The sequence below is a fragment of the Pseudomonas sp. lyk4-R2A-8 genome (assembly GCF_030209095.1).
Taxonomy (GTDB): Bacteria; Pseudomonadota; Gammaproteobacteria; order Pseudomonadales; family Pseudomonadaceae; genus Aquipseudomonas; species Aquipseudomonas quebecensis.
On sequence record NZ_JARVSS010000021.1, the window covers coordinates 19,082 to 39,438 of the forward strand.

The 20,357-nt window shown below is 60.7% G+C and carries 18 protein-coding genes; 11 read left to right on the top strand and 7 right to left on the bottom strand.

The features are described from left to right. Positions 1–37: 37 nt before the first annotated feature. From QRN10_RS19285 to QRN10_RS19300, 4 genes are all read right to left on the bottom strand, one after another. Entirely contained in the window at positions 38–1,534 is a 1,497-nt protein-coding gene (locus tag QRN10_RS19285; protein ID WP_181080751.1) for a helix-turn-helix transcriptional regulator, read from the bottom strand. 162 nt (positions 1,535–1,696) lie between these two features. Beyond that, positions 1,697–2,866, bottom strand: coding sequence for a hypothetical protein (locus QRN10_RS19290; RefSeq protein WP_181080752.1), 1,170 nt, complete (start codon positions 2,864–2,866; stop codon positions 1,697–1,699). 14 nt (positions 2,867–2,880) lie between these two features. Then, entirely contained in the window at positions 2,881–3,768 is an 888-nt protein-coding gene (locus QRN10_RS19295; RefSeq protein WP_181080753.1) for a nitrilase family protein, read from the bottom strand. Between the two features lie 235 nt (positions 3,769–4,003). Continuing rightward, a complete protein-coding gene (locus tag QRN10_RS19300) occupies positions 4,004–4,249 on the bottom strand; it encodes a DUF6124 family protein (protein WP_181080754.1) in 246 nt (81 codons plus the stop codon). 394 nt (positions 4,250–4,643) lie between these two features. Here QRN10_RS19300 and QRN10_RS19305 point away from each other — a divergent pair, with 394 nt between their 5' ends. The 6 genes from QRN10_RS19305 (at position 4,644) to QRN10_RS19330 (ending at position 14,036) form a co-directional block, all read left to right on the top strand. Continuing rightward, positions 4,644–4,988 (top strand): FKBP-type peptidyl-prolyl cis-trans isomerase, encoded by a 345-nt coding sequence (locus QRN10_RS19305; RefSeq protein WP_266248815.1) that lies wholly within the window; start codon positions 4,644–4,646, stop codon positions 4,986–4,988. Between the two features lie 508 nt (positions 4,989–5,496). Further along, positions 5,497–8,202 carry a magnesium-translocating P-type ATPase gene (mgtA, locus tag QRN10_RS19310; RefSeq protein ID WP_285428922.1) on the top strand — a complete coding sequence of 902 codons (2,706 nt, stop codon included), beginning with the start codon at positions 5,497–5,499 and terminating at the stop codon, positions 8,200–8,202. 16 nt (positions 8,203–8,218) lie between these two features. Further along, complete coding sequence (locus QRN10_RS19315) at positions 8,219–8,935, top strand: MgtC/SapB family protein (protein ID WP_266248819.1); 717 nt, start codon at positions 8,219–8,221, stop codon at positions 8,933–8,935. Positions 8,936–9,232: 297 nt separating this feature from the next. After that, on the top strand, positions 9,233–9,862 hold the full coding sequence (locus QRN10_RS19320; RefSeq protein WP_181080758.1) for a response regulator transcription factor: 630 nt from the start codon (positions 9,233–9,235) through the stop codon (positions 9,860–9,862). Between the two features lies 1 nt (position 9,863). After that, complete coding sequence (locus QRN10_RS19325; protein ID WP_266248821.1) at positions 9,864–13,478, top strand: transporter substrate-binding domain-containing protein; 3,615 nt, start codon at positions 9,864–9,866, stop codon at positions 13,476–13,478. 135 nt (positions 13,479–13,613) lie between these two features. After that, positions 13,614–14,036 carry an ANTAR domain-containing protein gene (locus tag QRN10_RS19330; protein ID WP_253511816.1) on the top strand — a complete coding sequence of 141 codons (423 nt, stop codon included), beginning with the start codon at positions 13,614–13,616 and terminating at the stop codon, positions 14,034–14,036. An 87-nt stretch (positions 14,037–14,123) separates the two neighbouring features. Here QRN10_RS19330 and QRN10_RS19335 read toward each other — a convergent pair whose 3' ends face one another. Beyond that, complete coding sequence (locus QRN10_RS19335) at positions 14,124–15,194, bottom strand: 3-deoxy-7-phosphoheptulonate synthase (protein WP_285428923.1); 1,071 nt, start codon at positions 15,192–15,194, stop codon at positions 14,124–14,126. A 46-nt stretch (positions 15,195–15,240) separates the two neighbouring features. Beyond that, on the bottom strand, positions 15,241–15,393 hold the full coding sequence (locus QRN10_RS19340; RefSeq protein ID WP_253506521.1) for a hypothetical protein: 153 nt from the start codon (positions 15,391–15,393) through the stop codon (positions 15,241–15,243). 419 nt (positions 15,394–15,812) lie between these two features. On the opposite strand from QRN10_RS19340, the gene QRN10_RS19345 reads away from it, so the two are divergent. Continuing rightward, the gene (locus QRN10_RS19345) at positions 15,813–16,562 is read left to right on the top strand and encodes a carbon-nitrogen hydrolase family protein (RefSeq protein WP_285428924.1); all 750 of its coding nucleotides are present in this window, start codon (positions 15,813–15,815) and stop codon (positions 16,560–16,562) included. Then, on the top strand, positions 16,562–16,993 hold the full coding sequence (locus QRN10_RS19350) for a GNAT family N-acetyltransferase (protein WP_253506529.1): 432 nt from the start codon (positions 16,562–16,564) through the stop codon (positions 16,991–16,993). Before QRN10_RS19345 ends, QRN10_RS19350 begins: the two co-directional genes overlap by 1 nt. A 35-nt stretch (positions 16,994–17,028) precedes the next feature. On the opposite strand, the gene QRN10_RS19355 is transcribed toward QRN10_RS19350, so the two are convergent. Further along, on the bottom strand, positions 17,029–17,268 hold the full coding sequence (locus QRN10_RS19355) for a DNA-binding protein (protein ID WP_253506533.1): 240 nt from the start codon (positions 17,266–17,268) through the stop codon (positions 17,029–17,031). An 82-nt stretch (positions 17,269–17,350) separates the two neighbouring features. Here QRN10_RS19355 and QRN10_RS19360 point away from each other — a divergent pair, with 82 nt between their 5' ends. From QRN10_RS19360 to uvrC, 3 genes are all read left to right on the top strand, one after another. Next, positions 17,351–17,716 carry a helix-turn-helix domain-containing protein gene (locus QRN10_RS19360; protein ID WP_266248825.1) on the top strand — a complete coding sequence of 122 codons (366 nt, stop codon included), beginning with the start codon at positions 17,351–17,353 and terminating at the stop codon, positions 17,714–17,716. 151 nt (positions 17,717–17,867) lie between these two features. Beyond that, the gene (gacA, locus tag QRN10_RS19365) at positions 17,868–18,509 is read left to right on the top strand and encodes a response regulator transcription factor GacA (RefSeq protein ID WP_010566015.1); all 642 of its coding nucleotides are present in this window, start codon (positions 17,868–17,870) and stop codon (positions 18,507–18,509) included. A gap of 1 nt (position 18,510) precedes the next feature. After that, the gene (uvrC, locus tag QRN10_RS19370) at positions 18,511–20,334 is read left to right on the top strand and encodes an excinuclease ABC subunit UvrC (protein WP_181080765.1); all 1,824 of its coding nucleotides are present in this window, start codon (positions 18,511–18,513) and stop codon (positions 20,332–20,334) included. Positions 20,335–20,357 lie beyond the last annotated feature (23 nt).

Genomic DNA, 20,357 nt, shown 5'->3' on the forward strand with positions numbered 1-20,357 from the left:
GCGAATTCGCACTAGTGGCACTGGTGCATTTGCACTGTCAGCGTTTGTTTTTTACCCGTAGATCCCCTGCAAACAGCCCGCGTTCCCGCGCCCATACTATTGCCGCACTGCGGCTGTGCACCCCCAGCTTGGAGTACACCGTGGCCACATGATTACGCACGGTGTTGGGTGCCAGTTTCAGGCGAGAGGCGATCTCTTTGTCAGCCAAGCCTTCGCAGATCAGGCCCAGCACATCGCGCTCGCGGGCGGTGAGGTCGGTGAAGCTCACCGTTGGCAGGTTGGGGCTGTTGACGCTTTTGGCGTTGGCCAGTTTTTCGATGAGCGTCTGGCTGAACCACGACGCGTCCTGCATCACTTCCTCGATGGCCGCTACCAGCTCCAATTCCGAGCGCTTGCGCTCGGTGATGTTCATCATTACCAGCAGGTAGCAGGGCACGTCCTGGATGACCACGGTGTCGGCCGAGACCACGCAATCGATCACCTCATTACCTTTCTTACGCACCTTGAGGTCTTGGCCGTCCAGGTTGCCGGCCTTTTCCAAGGTGGCGAACAATTGCTCGGACGTCGCATTGCTATCGATGAAGCCGATCTCTTCGATGGATCTTCCGATCAGCTCTTCGCTGATATAGCCAGTGATGCTCATGAAGGCTTCGTTGACGTCCACCACATGGCGATTATCGGCGTTGCACACCAGGGTCGGCACCGGCGTCAGTCGAAACGACTTGGCGAAGCGTTCTTCGCTCTGGCGCAGAGCGATCTCCGCCTTGCGTCGAGGCTCAAGATCCATGAAGGAAAACAGCATGCAATCTTCTTCGTTCATGTCCAGCGGTTGGCCGGCGACCACCACCAACTTGCTGCCGCCTTTGGGGAGCTTCAGTTCAGCTTCCATCTGCGGGATGGTCGCGCCTTCGCCCAGGCGCTGAATGGCCAGGTCTTTGCGCTCGGCCTGTTCCAGCACGTCCAGCTCATACACCGAGCGGCCGATCACCTGATCGCGGCTGTAGCCGGTCATCTCCAGAAAACCCTGGTTGACCTTGATATAGCGCAGGTCGCTCAAGCGGCAGATCACCGCCGGCGCGGGGTTGGCGTTGAACGTTTTTTCGAAGCGTTGCTCGGCACTGGCCCATTGGGTGGCGTTGCTGAGGATCAGCACGAGCAGTTCAGGTTCGCCCCGTGAGTCGGTGATCACCAGGCTGCGCAGGCGGTGCACCCAGGTTTTGTCCGGGGCGGCGGTAGGCGTGACTTCCACAATCACGTCGCTGAATTCGTCACCGGCCGCCGCACGGGCCAACGGGTAGCTGTCGTCCTGCAATGGATGGTTATTGCGGTAGCGCAGAGAAAAACGCTCGGCGTACTGTTGCCCATTGGCGCCCAGCCCCATCACGTCGCCGACGCCATGCATGGTCAACGCCGCCTCATTGGCCCACAGGATGGTCTGGTCGACCTCGGCCAGAATCACACCGTCGGATAACCCGGAGATGATTTGCTGCAATTGGCGGCGGTTGGTTTCTTTGGCAAGGACGTCCTGGCTCATGCTGTCTCCTGAATAATGCGCATGAAATTCCGACAGCCTTGGTGCGCGATAGTGCGAAGAAAATGCATGAGAGGGCGGTACGAATGCACCTGGCGCACTGGTGCGTTTGGCCTACGAGCGTTTAATGAGCGTGGTGAGGGGCATGCCCTGACCACGCACATGTCAACTCGCCAACCAGCCGACGATGGGCACGATCATCAGCGTACTCAACGCCATTGAGATCACGTTGCCGATATAGGGGTGAAAATGCCCGGGTAGCCTCGACGCAATCGCAAAGGCCAGCGGTGGTGCGACCAGTGCGCCAAGCAGTGCACTGGCTCCCATTACCGTCCAGCTTCCGCCATGGGTCAGCACAGCCGCCGGGACCACTGACACCAGCGGAACGTAGGTGGGATACCAGCCGTGCCGTATCCATTGCCGGCGCCATATCACCACCCCAGCTGCCGATGTCATTGCCTGTGCGCCGATCATGTACAAGAGCAGGCCCGAGCCATACGCCGGACTTATCGGGTTGAGCGCATAGGCGAGCAACGCACCCGCCAACAGACCGAGACTGGCCAGTTCATTGCCGAAAAATGGCGCTTCGGAAAAGTCGGCCAGCACTCGACGCACGCTCCAGACCACACCATAGCGAGCAGGCGCAACAGGGGCCGGCCTCTCTGGGGCGATGCAGTTCGAACGCACCAGCGAGGGCACCCGATGGCACAGTATGAATGCAAGGACGCTCCCGATTGCCATGCCCAGCACGTTGCCGATTACAGCGGGCAGGCCCATCGGTACGCACACCAGGTTCACGATCAGCAGGCACATGGGCGTAACCAGCAGCGCGCCCAGCACTGCGCCGTTGAGGGTGACCTTCCAGCCACCGCCAAACATCAGCACCATCGCTGCCGGCAATGAAACAAACGCCGCGAAGGTCGGCTGCCAAGTGTCTGCCGTGACACTCCAGCCCCACAGCAGGTTACTGAGCAATAGGCCGATCAATGAGCTGGTCACCAGCCAGGGCCATAAGCCAGTGCCATAAGAGATGGAAAAGCCCTGCCAGGCTTTGCCCTGTCGGCTTGCCCACCAGGCCAGATAAGCGCCGCTCAGCAGGCCCAGTGATGCCAGCTCATGCTTGTAGAACGCGACCTCGCTGATATCGCCTGTGACCCAGCGCAACCACGCCGCCGGATGCGGCAGGGCCGTGACCATGTCGCGGTAGCCAGGCCATGAGCCCTGGTGGTTGGAGACCACCCAGAGCATCAACAAGGTCGCAATGAGTCCCAGGGTCAGGACCGTTATATCCAGGCGTGAACGCGCGGACGTCTTCTTGGTCAGTAAAGGCTCCATGAATGGCCCTCCGCTCAGCGAGGCAGGGCAGGATGATGGGCATAGCCCAGCATCTGATCGTATAGATCATTGCGTCGGTCGCGTTGCAGGTCATTGAGGCTGTTCCAGATCGGCGCGCTGCGGGCGCTGGTGACGTCGATGTCGGCAAATAGAATTTCCTGGCGATTGGCCGACGCCACTTCACCGATCGGCCAGCCATTGGTTCCGGCAATCAACGAGCAGCCGAGGTAGCGTGCATCCCGCTCTTGGCCAATGCGGCTGGCGGCGGCGATAAACACGTTGTTCACATGCGCGGCGGTCATGGTCAGGTACGAGGCCATGCACTTGCCGGCTTCATCGAACAGCGGCGGCGGCGTCCACACCCAGTTGTTCAGGCTGCAGATAATATCGGCGCCTTGTTGGCTGAGGATACGTGGCACTTCCGGGAACCAGATGTCCCAGCAGATCAACAGGCCGATGCGGCCTATGGGCGTTTCAAACACCGGAAACCCGGTGTCGCCGGGTGTGAACCAGAGCTTTTCCAGGTTCCATAGATGGGCTTTGCGGTACTTGCCTATGAACCCATCGGGTCCCAGCAACACTGCTGTGTTGAACAGCTGACTGCCGTCTATCTCGTTCAGACCGGCTGCCAGGTACACCTGGTGCCTGCAGGCAAAGTCCGTCCATTCGCGAACGCTTGGTCCGTTCGGCACAGGCTCTGCGTGATCGAATGCGTCCTGCCGGCTGCTGAAGAAATATCCGCAATTGGACAATTCCGGCAGCACGATCAGATTGGCGCCACCGTTTGCCGCTTCGGCTGCGAGCGCGAGGCTTTGACGCAGGTTGTCTTCTCGATTGGCTATTCCAACCTGTGGGTCGAACTGAATGACGGCGACGCGGGCGGGGCTTATTGGAGAGTTCATGAGGTAAACCTCTTATTGTTATGCAACCGGAAGTGGTTGAATGTTCAGTAAGAGGCGGGCCGATAATTAAATGGAAGTCAGGTGATTCCTGTCACGTTGTAGCCCATTTCTTTTCTCTGTTTTCTTAGATCTCTGGTAGTAATTTTCAACGAGTTGCGGCGCTGCGCGTCGCAGTTTTGCTGCCAGCCCCAGGAGGCATGGAACATGCTCCCGGGCCACTGGGGCTGGCGTTGTTTCAGCGCGGTTGTACATACTCCAGCGATCGATCCACCATCACGCTCGCCATGTCTATCAAGTGCATGACCGAAAGCACCAGCGTCCTCGATGTGCCATCCAGTTGCTCGCCCGCCGTCTGTGCCGCCACGGCTGCGCAACGCAGTACGCTGCTGGCGTGGGCCAGGGCATCTTCGAAACTGAGGTCCGGGGTTGTGGTGAAAAATGGCGGTTCTGAGGCCGGTGGGGCGGGGACAAGTTTGTCCATGGGTTCAACTCCTAATCTAAGTTGGAAAGCCACCACCATCGCTACCAAACGATTTTAAGGCGGTGACCGTACGCAGATTGGTAGACCGGTGATTAGGACCCGGCGCACCCGAAGGTGCCCTGCGCACGGCCACCATAACGCAGGGCCGAAAAAAAGCGCCTTACAGAAGGGGGCGCTTTGCGCCTAATCATTCGTGGTCTACCAAACCCGAGTCACTGAATTGGCAGTGACCGGCGAAGACTAGCCACGTGATTTGAGCGGCGCAAGCGGCTGGGATTCTCTCGGAAACGTCCTGCAAATTAAAGGGAAATGTCACGACTGCGACACTTCCTACACTTGCCAATCGCCCTCAATTCTGGGAAAACCCAGCCTTTGTCCCAGCAACGAGCCCTCCATGAACTCCAACGAACTCCAGATCACTGACATCCGCCCAGGCTCCGGCAAGGCCGCGGTCAAAGGCGCGCTGATCACCACTCAATACACCGGCACGCTGGCGGACGGCACCGTGTTCGATTCCTCCTGGGAACGCGGCAAGCCCTTCCAGTGCGTGATCGGCACCGGGCGTGTGATCAAGGGTTGGGATCAGGGCCTGATGGGGATGCAGGTGGGTGGGGTGCGTAAATTGTTCGTGCCGGCGCACCTTGCGTATGGCGAGCGTTCGATGGGTGCGCATATCAAGCCCAACAGTGATTTGTACTTTGAGATCGAGTTGCTGGAAGTGCTGACGCGGGATGATTGACGCCTACTCACCTAAGGGAGGTTGGGAAAGCGAGACCGACCGGATATCTCTGGATTGCGATTGTCCGCTGCCCAGGGGACGCTTCCTGAACCCATCCTGAAGAACTTTCTTATTCATCATGCGGAAACTTTCCTACGGTTTACTCGGCAGAAATCGGGGCGTAAGCTTCGCGCGTTTTCATCAATTGCGGAGACCCTCAGTGGGTACTTGTTCGAGTGACAGTAGTCGGCCGGTTCCGGTAACCGGCACATACTTGGCAAGGTAACGCGCATTCTTTCGATGCCGTTGTCTCGCCATTAACGCGAGAAGCGGCATCCCGGCCGCAGCCCATTCCGGCTGTGCCTCGATCCTCTCTCTTCGACGCTGACCAGCACCCGACTCACCTCGGGCTGCCACGGACGCGCCTGCCTCTTACGGCGGGCGGGCCATGTTTGGCTGTGCCTGTTCCAGGGCGCGGTGCGGACGGGCCGTACCTGCACGACGGTTTCCTCGCGCAGGAGTAACAATCATGAACCTCGCTCTGCTTAAAGAGTTCTTCGCCGGCTTCCTGCGGACCCGGCACATAGCCCGGCACTTCCGTCGCCTGGCCATGCTCGAAACCGTGACCGACGCCAGCGTCAGCCGCGAAGTGCCACCGACTTTGGCGCAAACCCTGGTGGGGGCGGCCAACAGCAGCGCCGTGCCGTTGCTCGGCACGCTGGGCAGCCACACCGACGGCCTGACCACCGCCGAAGCCGACGCCCTGCGTGTGCAATACGGCCTCAACGAGGTCGAGCATGAGCAACCGCTGCCATGGTGGGTGCACCTGTGGCATTGCTATAAGAACCCGTTCAACCTGCTGCTGACCCTGTTGGCGGTGATCTCCTGGCTGACCGAGGACATGAAAGCCGCCACGGTGATCTTCTCCATGGTGGTGCTCTCGACCCTGCTGCGCTTCTGGCAGGAAGCCAAGTCCAACAAGGCCGCCGATGCGTTGAAAGCCATGGTCAGCAACACCGCCACGGTGCTGCGCCGGGATGACGGCAAGCGCATCGAACTGCCGATCAAGCAGCTGGTGCCGGGCGATGTGATCGTACTGTCGGCCGGTGACATGATCCCCGCCGATTGCCGCGTGCTCAGCGCCAAGGACCTGTTTGTCAGCCAGGCGGCGATGACCGGCGAATCGATGCCGGTGGAGAAATTCGCCCACCAGCAGGACGCCGCGACCCGTAACCCGCTGGACCTGGAAAACATTCTGTTCATGGGCACCAACGTGGTGTCCGGCGCGGCCACGGCGGTGATCCTCACCACCGGCAACAGCACCTATTTCGGCGCGCTGGCCCAACGGGTCACCGCCACCGATCGCGCCACCACTTCGTTCCAGCATGGGGTGAACAAGGTCAGTTGGTTGCTGATCCGCTTCATGTTCGTGATGGCGCCGCTGGTGCTGTTTATCAACGGCTTCACCAAAGGCGACTGGACCGAAGCGCTGCTGTTCGCATTGTCGATTGCCGTGGGCCTGACCCCGGAAATGCTGCCGATGATCGTCACTTCCACCCTGGCCAAGGGCGCGGTGTTTCTGTCGCGCAAAAAAGTCATCGTCAAGCGCCTGGACGCAATCCAGAACTTCGGCGCGATGGATGTACTGTGCACCGACAAGACCGGCACCCTGACCCAGGACAAGATTTTCCTGGCACGCCATGTCGACGTGTGGGGCGAAGAGTCCGACGACGTCTTGGAAATGGCCTACCTCAACAGCTACTACCAGACCGGCCTGAAAAACCTGCTGGACGTGGCGGTGCTCGAACACGTGGAAGTGCACCGTGAGCTGAAGGTGGGCACGGCGTTCCAGAAAGTCGATGAGATTCCCTTCGACTTCAACCGTCGGCGCATGTCGGTGGTGGTGGCCGAGCAAGGCTTGCCGCACCTGCTGATCTGCAAGGGCGCCGTGGAAGAGATCCTGTCGGTGTGCAACAGCGTGCGTCATGGCGAGACCAATGAAGCGCTGACCGATGAACTGCTGGCGCGCATCCGCCAGGTCACCGCCGCGTTCAATGAAGAAGGCCTGCGCGTGGTGGCCGTGGCCGCGCAACCGATGGCGGCGGGGCGCGATACCTACAGCCTGGCCGATGAAAACAACCTGACGCTGATCGGTTACGTGGCCTTTCTCGATCCGCCCAAGGAGAGCACCGCGCCGGCGCTCAAGGCGCTCAAGGCCCACGGTGTCGCGGTCAAAGTGCTGACCGGCGATAACGAACTGGTCACCGCCAAGATCTGCCGCGAAGTGGGCCTGGAGCAACAGGGCCTGCTGATGGGTAACGACATCGAAGCGATGACGGACGCCGAATTGGCCGCGGCGGTGGAGACCACCAATGTGTTCGCCAAGCTCACCCCGGCTCACAAGGAACGCATCGTGCGCCTGCTCAAGGCCAACGGGCATGTGGTGGGCTTTATGGGCGACGGCATCAACGATGCGCCGGCACTGCGCACCGCGGATATCGGCATTTCGGTGGACAGCGCGGTGGACATCGCCAAGGAAGCGGCCGACATCATCCTGCTGGAAAAGAGCCTGATGATACTGGAGGAGGGCGTGCTGGAAGGCCGGCGCACCTTCGCCAACATGCTCAAGTACATCAAGATGACCGCCAGCTCCAACTTCGGCAACGTGTTCTCGGTGCTGGTGGCCAGCGCGTTTATTCCGTTCCTGCCGATGCTGCCGATGCACCTGCTGGTGCAGAACCTGCTGTATGACATTTCGCAGATCGCCATTCCGTTCGACAACGTCGACGCGGACATGCTGGCCAAGCCGCAACGTTGGCAGCCAGGGGATGTGGGACGTTTCATGCTGTTTTTCGGGCCGATCAGTTCGATCTTCGACATCACCACGTTTGCACTCATGTGGTATGTGTTCGATGCCAACACACCGGACCATCAGACGCTGTTCCAGTCCGGCTGGTTCGTGGTGGGCCTGCTGACCCAGACACTGATCGTGCATATGATCCGCACCCCGAAGATCCCGTTCCTGCAAAGCCGCGCGGCGATGCCGTTGATGGTGATGACGGGCGTGATCATGGCGGTGGGCATCTTCCTGCCGATGGGGCCGCTGGCGCATTACTTCAAATTGCAGGCGCTGCCGTCGCTGTACTTTGTGTTCCTACCGGTGATTCTGCTGGCGTACATGGGGCTGACCCAGGCGGTGAAGGGCTACTACATCCGTAAGTTCGGCTGGCAGTGAAACGGGACGATTTACCATGCAGGCAATCAACAACGTCAACCTCGACTCCCTGGTCGATACCCTGGTCAGCCTGACCGCTGCGTTTATCCTCGGGGGCCTGATCGGCTTCGAGCGCCAGTACCGCCAGCGCACGGCGGGGCTGCGCACCAATGTGCTGGTGGCGGTGGGCGCGGCGATTTTCGTCGATATGGCCAACCGCCTCGGTGGTGCGGACGGTGCCGTGCGCGTGGTGGCGTACGTGGTATCGGGCATCGGTTTCCTGGGCGCCGGGGTGATCATGCGCGAGGAGGGTAACGTGCGCGGGCTCAACACCGCCGCCACGCTCTGGGCGTCGGCGGCGGTGGGAGCCTGCGCCGGCGCCGACCTGATTCTCGAGGCGCTGCTGGGGACCTTGTTCGTGCTGGCGGCCAACACGTTGCTACGGCCGATCGTCAACAACATCAACCGCCAGCCGCTGGATGTGGTGTCGGCGGAGGTCACCAATATCCTTTACGTCATCGCCCGGCGTACCCAGCAAAAGGCTGTGCTGGCTCTGCTCGAAGCCGAGCTGGCGCGCTGCAACTACCCGGCCAGCGACGTGGATGTGCGCCCGTTTGGCCCGGAGGAAGTCGAGATCGAGGCCACCCTGGCCGTGACATCGGTGGACGGCGATGAGTTGGATGCACTGGTGGCGCGTATCTCCCTGTCCACCCTGGTGGTGCAGGCGTTCTGGAGCCCCAGCACCACCGAATAGGGCCTTGGGGCCTACGCTTTCGCGCGCAAGGTCGACCCGGCCGTAGCGAGGAAAAATCCTACAAGCATTCGGGACTAACCCTTCATTTGCACACACGCTCCATTGCTATGGTTGCGCGCTTGCGCCTGCCCAGCCATTCAAGGCGCAGCTCTACGTTGTCACTGTGTTTCAAAGGAGGGGCCTGAATGGCCTGAAGGGGGCGCTGAGCAATCAGTACCGTCTGTCGGAACTGTTACTTTTCACAGGTAGATAGGCCCCGCGTGATATGTAAGCGTACTGATCTCCCAGGGGAGTCTTATGAGCAACAAAGCTTTAATTGTGGACGATCATCCTTTTATACGTGCCACCGTCAAATATCTGTTGAGGCAGGAAGGCTTCGACAAGATCTATCAGGCGGGCAATGGCGCCGATGCCATGCAGATCGCGCGCGAGGAACGCCCGGACTTGATTATTCTCGATCTTGCGATGCCCAAGCTTGGTGGGTTGGAGGTGATCAGTCGGATCAAGGCCCTGGAGCTGCCCTGCAAGATCCTGGTGCTGACCTCATACCTGGCAGTGTTCTTCTCAACGCGCTGCATGCGCGCCGGTGCAATGGGGTTCGTCTCCAAGACGGGTGAGCTTGATGAACTGCAAAAAGCCATCAGGGCGATCCGCTCCGGCTACAGTTGCTTTCCCAGCCTGCCTACCAGTTCGGTACGTCGCGACGATCTGCAGTCTTCCGAGCAGGAGCTGGTGGACTCGTTGTCGGACCGCGAGCTGGCCGTGCTGCAAAAGCTGGCGTTGGGTCTGGGCAATAAGGAGATCGCCGAGGACATGCTGCTGAGCCACAAGACCATCAGCACTTACAAGACCCGCCTCAAGGAGAAACTGCGCATGTCTTCGGTGGTGCATTTGTCCAAGTTCGCCCAGCGCAACCACCTGATCTGAGATGAACACGTCCCGGCTGGTCACATTCACGGCCATCCTGCTGACAGGGCTGTTGCCTCTGACGACGATGGCCCTGGACGAGCCGCACCACCTGCGGCTGCTGGGTCACTCCACCCTCGAAAACCCTTCCGTGCCCCTGGACGAATCTGACTGGCGCTGGTTGCGCGAGCGGCGCACGTTGGTCATGGGAGTGTCCGGGCCGGATTACGCGCCGTTTGACCTGAGCAACAACAAGCACGAGCTGGAAGGCATCACGGCGGACTATGCCTCGCTGATCGCCATGGCACTGAACGTCAGTGTCGAGGTGCGTCGCTACGATACCCGCGATGAAGTGATTGAAGCCCTCAAGACCGGCGCCGTGGACTTCGTCGGATCGGCCAACGGCTACGAGGCGGCCGACCCGCAATTGGTGCTGTCGCGGTCCTATGCCAATGATCAGCCGGCCCTGGTTACGCGCGCCGGCGACAGCCACGCGCTCAGTGCCGACCTGGCGGGCAAGCGCGTGGCGATGCTCTACCACTATATGCAACCCGCCGCGGTCCAGGCTTTTTACCCGCATGCGCAGTTAATGCTGTTTGCCTCGACCTTCGAAGCCATCGGCGCGGTCGCGTTCGGCCAGGCGGATGTTTACCTCGGCGACGCTATCAGCGCGCGCTACCTGATCAACAAGAACCATCTGAATAACGTACGCCTGGCGGACTTTTCCGCGCTGGAGGTCAACCCGTTCGGGTTTGCCTTCGCCAAGGGCGACGCGCGGCTGCTCAATATCGTCAACACCGCCCTGGCCGCCGTGCCCGCCAACCAGCAGATGGAAATCCTGCGGCGCTGGAGCGCGGGCGGCAGCGGCTTCCTGGAAGCCGACCGGCTGCGCTTGAGCGAAAGCGAGCAGCGCTGGCTGGAAAAACACCCACGGGTCAAAGTGGCGGTCCTGGACAAATTCGTACCGCTGTCGTTTTTCAACGAGCAGGGGCAATTCGAAGGCTTGAGCGCCGAGGTGCTGACGCGCATCAGCCTGCGCACCGGCTTGAAGTTCGATATGGAGCGGGGCAGCTCGCTGCCGCGGCAGATCGACGAGGCCGGTACCGGGCGTGTGGACATGCTGGCGGTCGTCACACCGAGCGTGGAGCGGTCCGAGAAGATTCGCTTTACGCGACCCTATTTGTCCAACCCCTATGTGCTGGTGGTGGCCTCGGGCAATGAACCCTTGGTTACCCTGGAAGACATGCCGGACAAGCGTCTGGCGCTGATCGCCGGCGACGGCCTGGCTGCGCAGATCAGCCGCAACTACCCGCGGATCGGCTTTGTCGACGTGGAGAACCCCGAGCAGGCCCTGGCGCTGGTGGCCAACGGCAGCGTGGACGCTGCGGCGGTATCGCTGATCAGCGCGCGCTATATGATTGCGCGCCATTACCGTGACCGTCTGCGTATCACCAGCACTGTCGGCACCGAGCCTGCGCGCATTACGTTCGGCGTCAATCGTGGCCAGCTGGAACTGTATTCGATTCTCGACAAGGCGCTGTTGAGTATTACCCCGGAAGAGATGGATGAGCTGACCAACCATTGGCGCAACGAAATCATCCTCGAAGACAGTTACTGGAGCCGTCATCGCAGTGTGATTATCCAAGGCTTCGGCCTGGCCGCTTTGCTGCTGCTGGTGACGCTGGGCTGGGTGTTCTACCTGCGTAACCTGATCCGCAAGCGCGCCCAGGCCGAACGGGCCTTGAGCGACCAGATGCGGTTCATGAGCGTGCTGATCGACGGCACGCCGCATCCAATTTACGTGCGTGATCGCCAGGGACGGCTGATGGCCTGCAACAATGCCTACCTGGATGTGTTCGGTTTTAAACTGGAGGACGTGATCGGCAAGACCGTGGTGGAAACCGACACCGGCAACCCACCGCAGGCTCAGTCGTTCCACGCCGATTACCTGCATTTGATGGAGCGCGGCGAGCCGCAGGTCCACGACCGGGTGCTCAAGGTGCCCAGCGGCGACGTGTTGACTATTTATCAGTGGATGCTGCCGTACCGTGACGGTGACGAAAAAGTCGTGGGCATGATCGCCGGCTGGGTCGACGTGAGCGAGCGCCAGCGCTTGCTGGGTCAGTTGCAGGAGGCCAAGGAGGACGCCGACGCCGCCAACCGTGCCAAGACCACGTTCCTGGCAACCATGAGTCATGAAATCCGCACGCCCATGAACGCCGTGATCGGCATGATCGAACTGGCGTTGAAGAACGCCGAGCAGGGCCGGGCCGACCTCGATGCGCTGCAGGTGGCGTCGGTGGCGTCGCGCAGCATGCTGGAGCTGATCGGCGATATTCTCGATATTGCGCGCATTGAATCCGGCCATTTATCCCTGGCCCTTGGCCCGGCCAACCTGCACGAATTGCTGACCTCGGTGGCACGGGTGTTCGAGGGGCTGGCGCGTGACAAGGGTCTGCTGCTGCACGTTGAGCTCGACCCCTTGATCGATTGCGCGGTGCTGATTGATCCGCTGCGTTTCAAGCAGGTGGTGTCGAACCTGCTGGGCAACGCGATCAAGTTCACCCCCCGTGGCGAGGTGCGCCTGGGGGCGCAGGGTACCGCGGCTGCTGACGGCCACTTGAACCTGCGGTTGTGGGTGGAAGACACAGGCATCGGCATCAGCGCCGAGGACCAGCAGCGTTTGTTCAATCCGTTCATCCAGGGCGGCAATCACGAGCAGTCGGCGCGCAGCGGTTCGGGCCTGGGCCTGGTGATCAGTCGCAACCTGTGCGAGATGATGGGCGGTCAGTTGCACCTGAGCAGCATGTTGGGCAAAGGCACACGGGTGGATGTGACGGTGACCGTGGCACTCACCACTGCCGCACCGGTTTCTTCACCCGTGGCGCACATCCCACCGGCCCGTGCGCTGAGCATCCTGGTGGTGGACGACTACCCGGCCAACCGCTTGTTGCTGGCGCGGCAGTTGAGCTTTCTGGGGCATCGTATTGTGACGGCCGATAACGGCGTCCAGGGGCTTGCGGTGTGGCAGGCCGGGCATTTCGATGGGGTGATTACTGATTGCAACATGCCGCTTAAGGATGGCTATGCGCTGGCGCGCGATATCCGCGCGCAGGAGCGCCAGCGCGGCCTGGTGCCGTGCCTGGTGCTGGGCTTCACTGCCAATGCCCAGCCCGACGAGGTCGAGCGTTGCCGCCAGGCCGGCATGGACGGCTGCCTGTTCAAGCCGACCGGCCTGGAGGACCTGCGCGCGGCCTTGGCGTCCCGGACGGCCTGTGCCACGGGGGGCGACCTCGACGCGCTGTACGACTTAAGTGCACTGACCGCACTTACGGGCGGTGACATCGATGAGCTGCGGGAATTGCTCGGGCCATTGCTCGACAGCCTCAAAGAGGATCGCGCCGAGCTGCCAAGCCTTTGCCAGCAGGCGGATTTTTCCAAGCTGCATGACCTTGCCCATCGGGTCAAAGGGGGCGCGCGCATGGTCAAGGCCCAGGCCCTCATCGCCTGTGCCGAGGCGCTGGAGAACGCCTGCGAATGCCAGGCGCGCGATGCCCTGGGCACGGCGGTCGACGCATTGGGCGCAGCCATCGACGCTTTGCAGCACAGCCTCGAGCGTTACTGCAATCAGGTATGACTGCGAGTCAGCGCCATTCGGTGGATTTGGGATAACTCCTACGCGAACCGGGAACATGCCTGATTTTGTCGTCGGAATATGTCTGGAGAATGGGCCAGGCTCAACGACGAGCGCTGCCTGCCCATGGGGGTCGCCATGCCGAACAAAGCACTGACTATCCTGATTGCCGATGAACAGCACCTGCAACGACTGTACATCGAGAAAATGCTCAATCAGTTGGGGTACCACCGGATTGTCCCGGTACAAACCTTTGACGAGGTCCAGATACTCACGGCTATCCCGGCCGAGCCGTTTGATGTGCTGATCATCAATGCGGGGCTGCTGGTGCAGGCGTGCGAGCCGCAACCGCAGGTGCGTCATGTACTGGTGTACGACCACCTGGACCCATGCGCGCCTGCCGGTGCCGCGCCCACGGTACTGGTGCGCCTGCCGGGCGTGCCGGACAACGTCAACCTCGAACACTTCATGGATATCATCGACCCACCCGCGGCCGCCACCGGCCTGCGAGTGTTGCCGTGGCTGCGCGAGCTATCCCGCCAGCCGGTGGCTGGCATCTAGTTCCCACTGCGCAGCGCTGCACGGCGCAGGATACGGCTGCAATACGCACTTGCCCGCGAGTTATGCCCGCGAGCAAGTTCGGTTGAGTCAGCGGGTCTGGCGCAAGCGTTGTGCTGCGCTGCGCAACAGATGCTCGGTAGTGTCCCAGCCCAGGCAACCGTCGGTGACCGACACGCCGTAGCGCATCGACGCGCCCAAGGGTTGGCAGCCTTCGAACAGGTGGCTTTCGAGCATCATGCCGATCAGCGACGTATCGCCCTGTAAACGTTGCTCCAGTACATCGTTGAACACCGCCGGCTGACGCAGTGGGTCCTTACCACTGTTGGCATGGCTGCAATCGACCATCACCTGTGCCGCTACCTTGGATTTGGCCAGGTCGTGTTTGACCTGCGCCACGCTTTGCGCATCGTAGTTGGGGCCACGGTGGCCGCCGCGCAGTACCAGGTGGGTGTCGGGGTTGCCTGGCGTCTGGATGATCGCCGGGTGCCCCTGGCCGTCGACGCCGAAGTGACGATGGGGGTGGGCCGCCGAACGCATGGCGTCACAGGCAATCGCGACACCGCCATCGGTGCCGTTCTTGAAGCCCACGGGCATGTCCAGGCCGCTGGCCATCTCGCGGTGAATCTGCGATTCGGTGGTGCGCGCGCCAATCGCTACCCAACTGAGCAGGTCATCGAAGTAGCCGGCGGCCATGGGCTGCAGCAGCTCGGTGGCGACCGGCAGGCCCAGGCGCAGCATTTCCCGCATCAACTGGCGCGACAGCGTGAGGCCTGCGGCCATGTCATCGCTGCCATCCAGATGAGGGTCATACGCCAGTCCTTTCCAGCCGATGGTGGTGCGCGGTTTCTCGACATAGGCACGGATCACCAGCAGCATTTGATCGCTGACTTCAAGGGCGAGTTTCTTCAACTTGCGTGCGTATTCCATGGCCGACTCGGAATCGTGGATCGAGCACGGGCCGACGATCACCAGCAGACGTGAATCGTCGCCATTAAGGATGGATCGCACGGCCTGGCGATGGGCGTGGACTTGTTCGACAAGGAATGGGCTGAGCGGCAACTGGTGCTTGAGCTCAAGGGCACTGGGCAGGCGCAGGGTCAGGGCTTCATTGGCGCTGATCAGGCTGGAAACGGGCAGGGCGGTGACGGAGGAGTTCATATTCAAGGCTTCCTGGGCAAGCGGCGGGCGATTCCCGCGCTCAGCCCTACTGGGGTGTTCGACAATTGGCCGTATCGGCGATGTGTGTAGGTTTGCCACCCATGGGCGACCGATCGGAGGCGGCAGGCTGTCCCGAGCGGAGCTGGCTAAATCGCCATGCAGTGAAGGTGTCGTAGCGGTAATAGGTGGCGTCGTTCATGGTGCGATTCCTGTTAAGTGTTGGTGATCAAGCAAAAAATGTAGGCCTGGAAAAACAAAACCCCCGGTCGGGGAGCCGACCGGGGGTTAGATTTCTCTGGCAGGCGACCCCTTGAGTAGTGGCCGCCGATTTCAGGTATCAGGCGCGCCAGTGGCTAAACCAATACCCAAAATAAAAGCTGACAGCTGCGCTCGAACCGCTCACACAGGTAGCCGACAGCGAGCGCTGGGCGCTTGCGGCAGGGCAAATCTGAGTGTGGGAAAGGCGCAGCATGTTGTGTCTCCAAAAGATGGAGCGAGCTTACTCGAGGCGCGCGGTTGGATTCAATCGGTAATTTCTATTGCGTAAAGGGACTTACGACTATGGGGCGAGTGCCGATATGCTGTTTACATGTTGATACGCAATGCCCGGACATCCTCATGACCGCCTTGACCCTTGCTGCCGCTCAAACGATTTCCATCCCCGGCGATGTGCCTGCCAATATTCAGCGACACTTGGCGTTCATGCAGGCGGCAGCGCAGCAGGGCGCGCAGCTGTTGGTGTTTCCGGAGCTGTCGCTGACCGGCTATGAACTGTCACTCGCGGAGCGCCTGGCGATCACGCCAGACGCCGTGCAGTTGAGGCCATTGCGTGAGAAGGCCAGGGATCTGCGCTTGACTGCCGTGGTGGGGATGCCGATCCGACCGAGCCCCGACGCCGACGTGATGATTGGCGCGCTGGTGCTGGGGGCGGACGGTTCGCTGGCGGTCTATGCAAAGCAGCATCTGCATCCTGGCGAAGAGGTGGCATTCGTCGCGGGGCCGGGCGGCGAAGCCTTGAAGCTCGGCGGCGAGCAGATTGCGTTAGCGGTGTGCGCAGATTTTACCCATGCCAGCCATCCGCGCGCCGCCGCTCACGCGGGCGCGAGTGTGTATGCCGCCGCAGTGCTGATCAGCGAGGGCGGGTATGCCAAAGACTGCGCGCAGCTTCAAGGCTACGCCGCCGAGCATGGCTTGCTGGTGTTGATGGCCAATCACGGCGGCCCGTCGGGCGGCTGGGCCAGCGCCGGGCGCAGCGCGGTATGGGCCGCCGACGGTCAACTGCTCGCCGCTGTGCCCGGTGTGGGTGAGGCGTTATTAGTGGCGCGTCGTGACAACGGCGTATGGGCCGGTCAAGTGGTCGTGTTTTGATGACGTTCAGCCTGCGCGCGGCCACCGACCTCGACCGAGCCTTCGCCCGAACCCTGACGTATGAGGCAATGCGCCATTACTACGTGCAGTACGGGTTACTGTGGTCCAGCGATGGCTTCGACGTGGCGTGGGGCGGACGAGAGAACTGGCTGATTTGCCAGGACGCGGCGGTGCTCGGCTTTATCAGCCTGAGTCGCGACAGCAAGGCGCTCTATATTCGCGAATTGCATATGCTCGAGACGTTTCGCGGGCTTGGCGCTGGCAGTTGGGTGTTGCAGCAGATGGCCGTCAAAGCGCAATCGCGCGGGCTTTTGCGATTGACTGTGTTCAAGACCAACCCGGCGCGCAGGCTCTACGAGCGTATGGGTTTTAACATCGTCGGTGAGGAGGACTGCTTCTGGCGCATGGAGCGGGTTTGCCGCCCAAGCTAAATCATGCGCAACAGTCTAATAAGCGCATACTGGTCTCAGGAGACAACTTCCTGGCCCTTTTTTTGGCCATCAGCCTCGGAAAGGATGATCCCTTCTTTCATGCCCAGAAGGACCGCTACCTTATGGGCTTCTCCACGTCGTCCCTTTTTGCGCCCAGCGAGCACTTGATAGGTGGTTGCCGGATCGACGCCATGTTCACGGGCGAATGCTTGAACTGACTTTCCTTGATGTTCCAGCCAGGCTTTGGCTTGTGCAGCAGTGCGGATTCCGGGCATAGTTCAAAACCGTTCAAGTTCGTTTGACGAAGAGATGAGAGTGTCACCTCTTGGGGTGTGCCAACTAGGATCATACATCCAAATGAGTGGAATCGGTTCGCGTTTGAGGCAAGAAAGAGAGCGACTTGGCCTGTCGCAGAAAGTTTTCGGTGAAATAGGAGGCGTCGAAGCCAACGCGCAGGGTAAATACGAAAACGGCGGGCGGGCGCCTAAGGCCGACTATTTGTCACGCGTCGCCGCAAAGGGCGTGGATGTGCTTTATGTGTTGACCGGCACGGCCACGCCGATCCAGCTCGACAATCTGAGCCAGATTGAAGAGAAAGTATTGGGTGACTACCGTGCGATGTTCAAGGAGGATCAGGATGCAATTCGTCGCCTCACCTCCACCCTGGCCGAACATTGCGCCTCAGTGAGCGGAAAACTCAAGGTTCAGCCTTCGGAATCCTGACCTTTCGCCCAGCAAATCCGGCCATCCGCCCCTAGGCGGATGGCGTCTGCTTATTCAAACTCCATATATATGACGCGTGCAGCTAGGTCTGCGCCTTGGTTTTTTGCTAAGGTGTTCAGCAACCTATAAGACCATATCGCGAGGTGTCTGCTTGATTAGGGTGCTAGTAGTCGATGACCATGATCTCGTTCGTACAGGCATTACACGAATGCTGGCTGACATCGACGGCCTGCAAGTAGTCGGTCAGGCCGAGTCAGGGGAAGAGTCCCTGATCAAGGCCCGGGAGTTGAAGCCCGATGTGGTTTTGATGGACGTCAAGATGCCCGGCATCGGCGGCCTGGGCGCGACCACCAAATTATTACGCAGCCATCCTGATATCAAGGTCGTGGTGGTTACGGTGTGCGAGGAAGATCCCTTCCCCACGCGTTTGCTGCAGGCGGGGGCGGCCGGTTACCTGACCAAGGGGGCCGGCCTTGCCGAGATGGTGCAGGCCATTCGCCTGGTGTTTGCCGGCCAGCGTTATATCAGCCCGCAGATTGCCCAGCAGTTGGCGATCAAATCGTTCCAGCCCACCAGCGACTCGCCCTTCGATGCCTTGTCCGAGCGGGAAATCCAGATCGCCCTGATGATCGTCGGTTGCCAGAAAGTGCAGGCGATTTCCGACAAGCTGTGCCTGTCGCCCAAGACCGTGAACACCTACCGCTATCGTATTTTCGAGAAGCTCGCCATCAGCAGTGATGTTGAATTGACCCTGCTCGCGGTGCGCCACGGCATGGTGGACGCCAGCGCCTGACATGACCACGCCGTTTGATCCCAGTGCCTTTCTCTCGACCTGCAGCGGCCGCCCCGGCGTATACCGCATGTTCGACAGCGAGGCGCGCCTGCTTTATGTGGGTAAAGCCAAGAACCTGAAGAACCGCCTGGCGAGCTACTTTCGCAAGAGCGGCCTCGCGCCGAAAACTGCTGCCCTGGTAGCCCGTATCGCCCAGGTCGAAACCACCATCACCGCTAATGAAACCGAGGCGCTGCTGCTTGAGCAGACGCTGATCAAAGAGTGGCGGCCGCCCTATAACATCCTGCTTCGTGACGATAAATCCTATCCGTACGTATTTCTTTCCGACGGCAATTTCCCACGGCTGAGTATTCATCGTGGAGCAAAGAAGCAGAAGGGCAAGTACTTCGGGCCTTATCCCAGCGCGGGCGCGATTCGTGAAAGTCTGAGCCTGCTGCAAAAGACTTTCTTTGTGCGTCAGTGCGAAGACAGCTTTTTCAAGAATCGCACACGGCCCTGCCTGCAATACCAGATCAAACGTTGCAAAGCGCCCTGCGTGGGACTCGTTGATCCTGCGGAGTATGCCGAAGATGTACGCCATTCGGTGATGTTCCTCGAAGGTCGCAGCAATGCGCTGACCGATGAGTTGTCCGGCGCCATGGAGCAGGCTGCCAGCACCCTGGATTTCGAGCGCGCGGCTGAACTGCGCGACCAGATCTCGCTGCTGCGTCGCGTGCAGGACCAGCAGAGCATGGAAGGCGGCAGCGGTGATGTCGATGTGATCGCCGCGTTCGTCAATCCGGGCGGCGCCTGCGTGCACCTGATCAGCGTGCGCGGCGGGCGCGTATTGGGCAGCAAGAACTTCTTCCCGCAGACGGGTATCGACGAGGAGGTGGCCGAAGTCATGGCGGCGTTCCTTGGCCAGTACTATGTCAGCAGTCCGGAGCGCGACCTGCCTTCGGAGTTGATCGTCAACGTAGTGCATGAAGACTTCCCGGCCTTGATCGAGGCGATTCACGAACTGCGCGGCCGCGAATTGGACATCAGCCACCGCGTGCGCGGCACCCGTGCGCGCTGGCAACAACTGGCCGTGACCAATGCCGAGCAGGCCCTGAGCGCGCGCCTGGCCAATCGACAGCACGTCGCCGCGCGCTTCGACGCTCTGGCTGAAGTGCTCAACCTGGACGAGCCGCCGCAACGTCTTGAATGCTATGACATCAGTCACTCCAGCGGTGAGGCCACGGTGGCTTCCTGCGTGGTATTCGGTCCGGAAGGGCCGATCAAATCCGATTACCGGCGTTACAACATCGAAGGCGTCACCGCAGGCGACGACTACGCCGCCATGCACCAGGCGCTTACCCGGCGCTTCAGCAAATTGAAGGACGGCGAGGGCAAGCTCCCGGACATCCTGCTGGTGGACGGTGGTAAGGGGCAGCTATCGATGGCCCGTGACGTACTCAACGAACTGGCGGTGCCCGACCTGATCCTGCTGGGCGTGGCGAAGGGCACCACGCGCAAGGCAGGCTTCGAAACGTTGTACTTGAATGATGCCGCCCATGAGTTCACCTTGAAGGGCGACTCGCCTGCCTTGCATTTGATTCAACAGATCCGCGATGAAGCCCACCGTTTCGCCATTACCGGCCATCGCGCCCGTCGTGGTAAAACCCGGCGAACCTCAACCCTGGAAGGGGTAGCGGGGGTGGGGCCGACGCGACGCCGCGACTTGCTCAAACATTTTGGTGGCTTGCAGGAGCTGTCCCGTGCCAGCATTGACGAGATAGCCAAAGCACCCGGTATCAGTAAAAAGCTCGCTGAGTTGATTTATGCGAATCTGCACAGCGAATAGAATGCCTTTCCACCTCGTAGCCA

Bases quoted from the DNA above. Each gene is read 5' to 3' on its own strand.
- QRN10_RS19285 (WP_181080751.1), bottom strand. From the start codon at position 1,534: ATGAGCCAGGACGTCCTTGCCAAAGAAACCAACCGCCGCCAATTGCAG.
- QRN10_RS19290 (WP_181080752.1), bottom strand. From the start codon at position 2,866: ATGGAGCCTTTACTGACCAAGAAGACGTCCGCGCGTTCACGCCTGGAT.
- QRN10_RS19295 (WP_181080753.1), bottom strand. From the start codon at position 3,768: ATGAACTCTCCAATAAGCCCCGCCCGCGTCGCCGTCATTCAGTTCGAC.
- QRN10_RS19300 (WP_181080754.1), bottom strand. From the start codon at position 4,249: ATGGACAAACTTGTCCCCGCCCCACCGGCCTCAGAACCGCCATTTTTC.
- QRN10_RS19305 (WP_266248815.1), top strand. From the start codon at position 4,644: ATGAACTCCAACGAACTCCAGATCACTGACATCCGCCCAGGCTCCGGC.
- mgtA (WP_285428922.1), top strand. From the start codon at position 5,497: ATGAACCTCGCTCTGCTTAAAGAGTTCTTCGCCGGCTTCCTGCGGACC.
- QRN10_RS19315 (WP_266248819.1), top strand. From the start codon at position 8,219: ATGCAGGCAATCAACAACGTCAACCTCGACTCCCTGGTCGATACCCTG.
- QRN10_RS19320 (WP_181080758.1), top strand. From the start codon at position 9,233: ATGAGCAACAAAGCTTTAATTGTGGACGATCATCCTTTTATACGTGCC.
- QRN10_RS19325 (WP_266248821.1), top strand. From the start codon at position 9,864: ATGAACACGTCCCGGCTGGTCACATTCACGGCCATCCTGCTGACAGGG.
- QRN10_RS19330 (WP_253511816.1), top strand. From the start codon at position 13,614: ATGCCGAACAAAGCACTGACTATCCTGATTGCCGATGAACAGCACCTG.
- QRN10_RS19335 (WP_285428923.1), bottom strand. From the start codon at position 15,194: ATGAACTCCTCCGTCACCGCCCTGCCCGTTTCCAGCCTGATCAGCGCC.
- QRN10_RS19340 (WP_253506521.1), bottom strand. From the start codon at position 15,393: ATGAACGACGCCACCTATTACCGCTACGACACCTTCACTGCATGGCGA.
- QRN10_RS19345 (WP_285428924.1), top strand. From the start codon at position 15,813: ATGACCGCCTTGACCCTTGCTGCCGCTCAAACGATTTCCATCCCCGGC.
- QRN10_RS19350 (WP_253506529.1), top strand. From the start codon at position 16,562: ATGACGTTCAGCCTGCGCGCGGCCACCGACCTCGACCGAGCCTTCGCC.
- QRN10_RS19355 (WP_253506533.1), bottom strand. From the start codon at position 17,268: ATGCCCGGAATCCGCACTGCTGCACAAGCCAAAGCCTGGCTGGAACAT.
- QRN10_RS19360 (WP_266248825.1), top strand. From the start codon at position 17,351: ATGAGTGGAATCGGTTCGCGTTTGAGGCAAGAAAGAGAGCGACTTGGC.
- uvrC (WP_181080765.1), top strand. From the start codon at position 18,511: ATGACCACGCCGTTTGATCCCAGTGCCTTTCTCTCGACCTGCAGCGGC.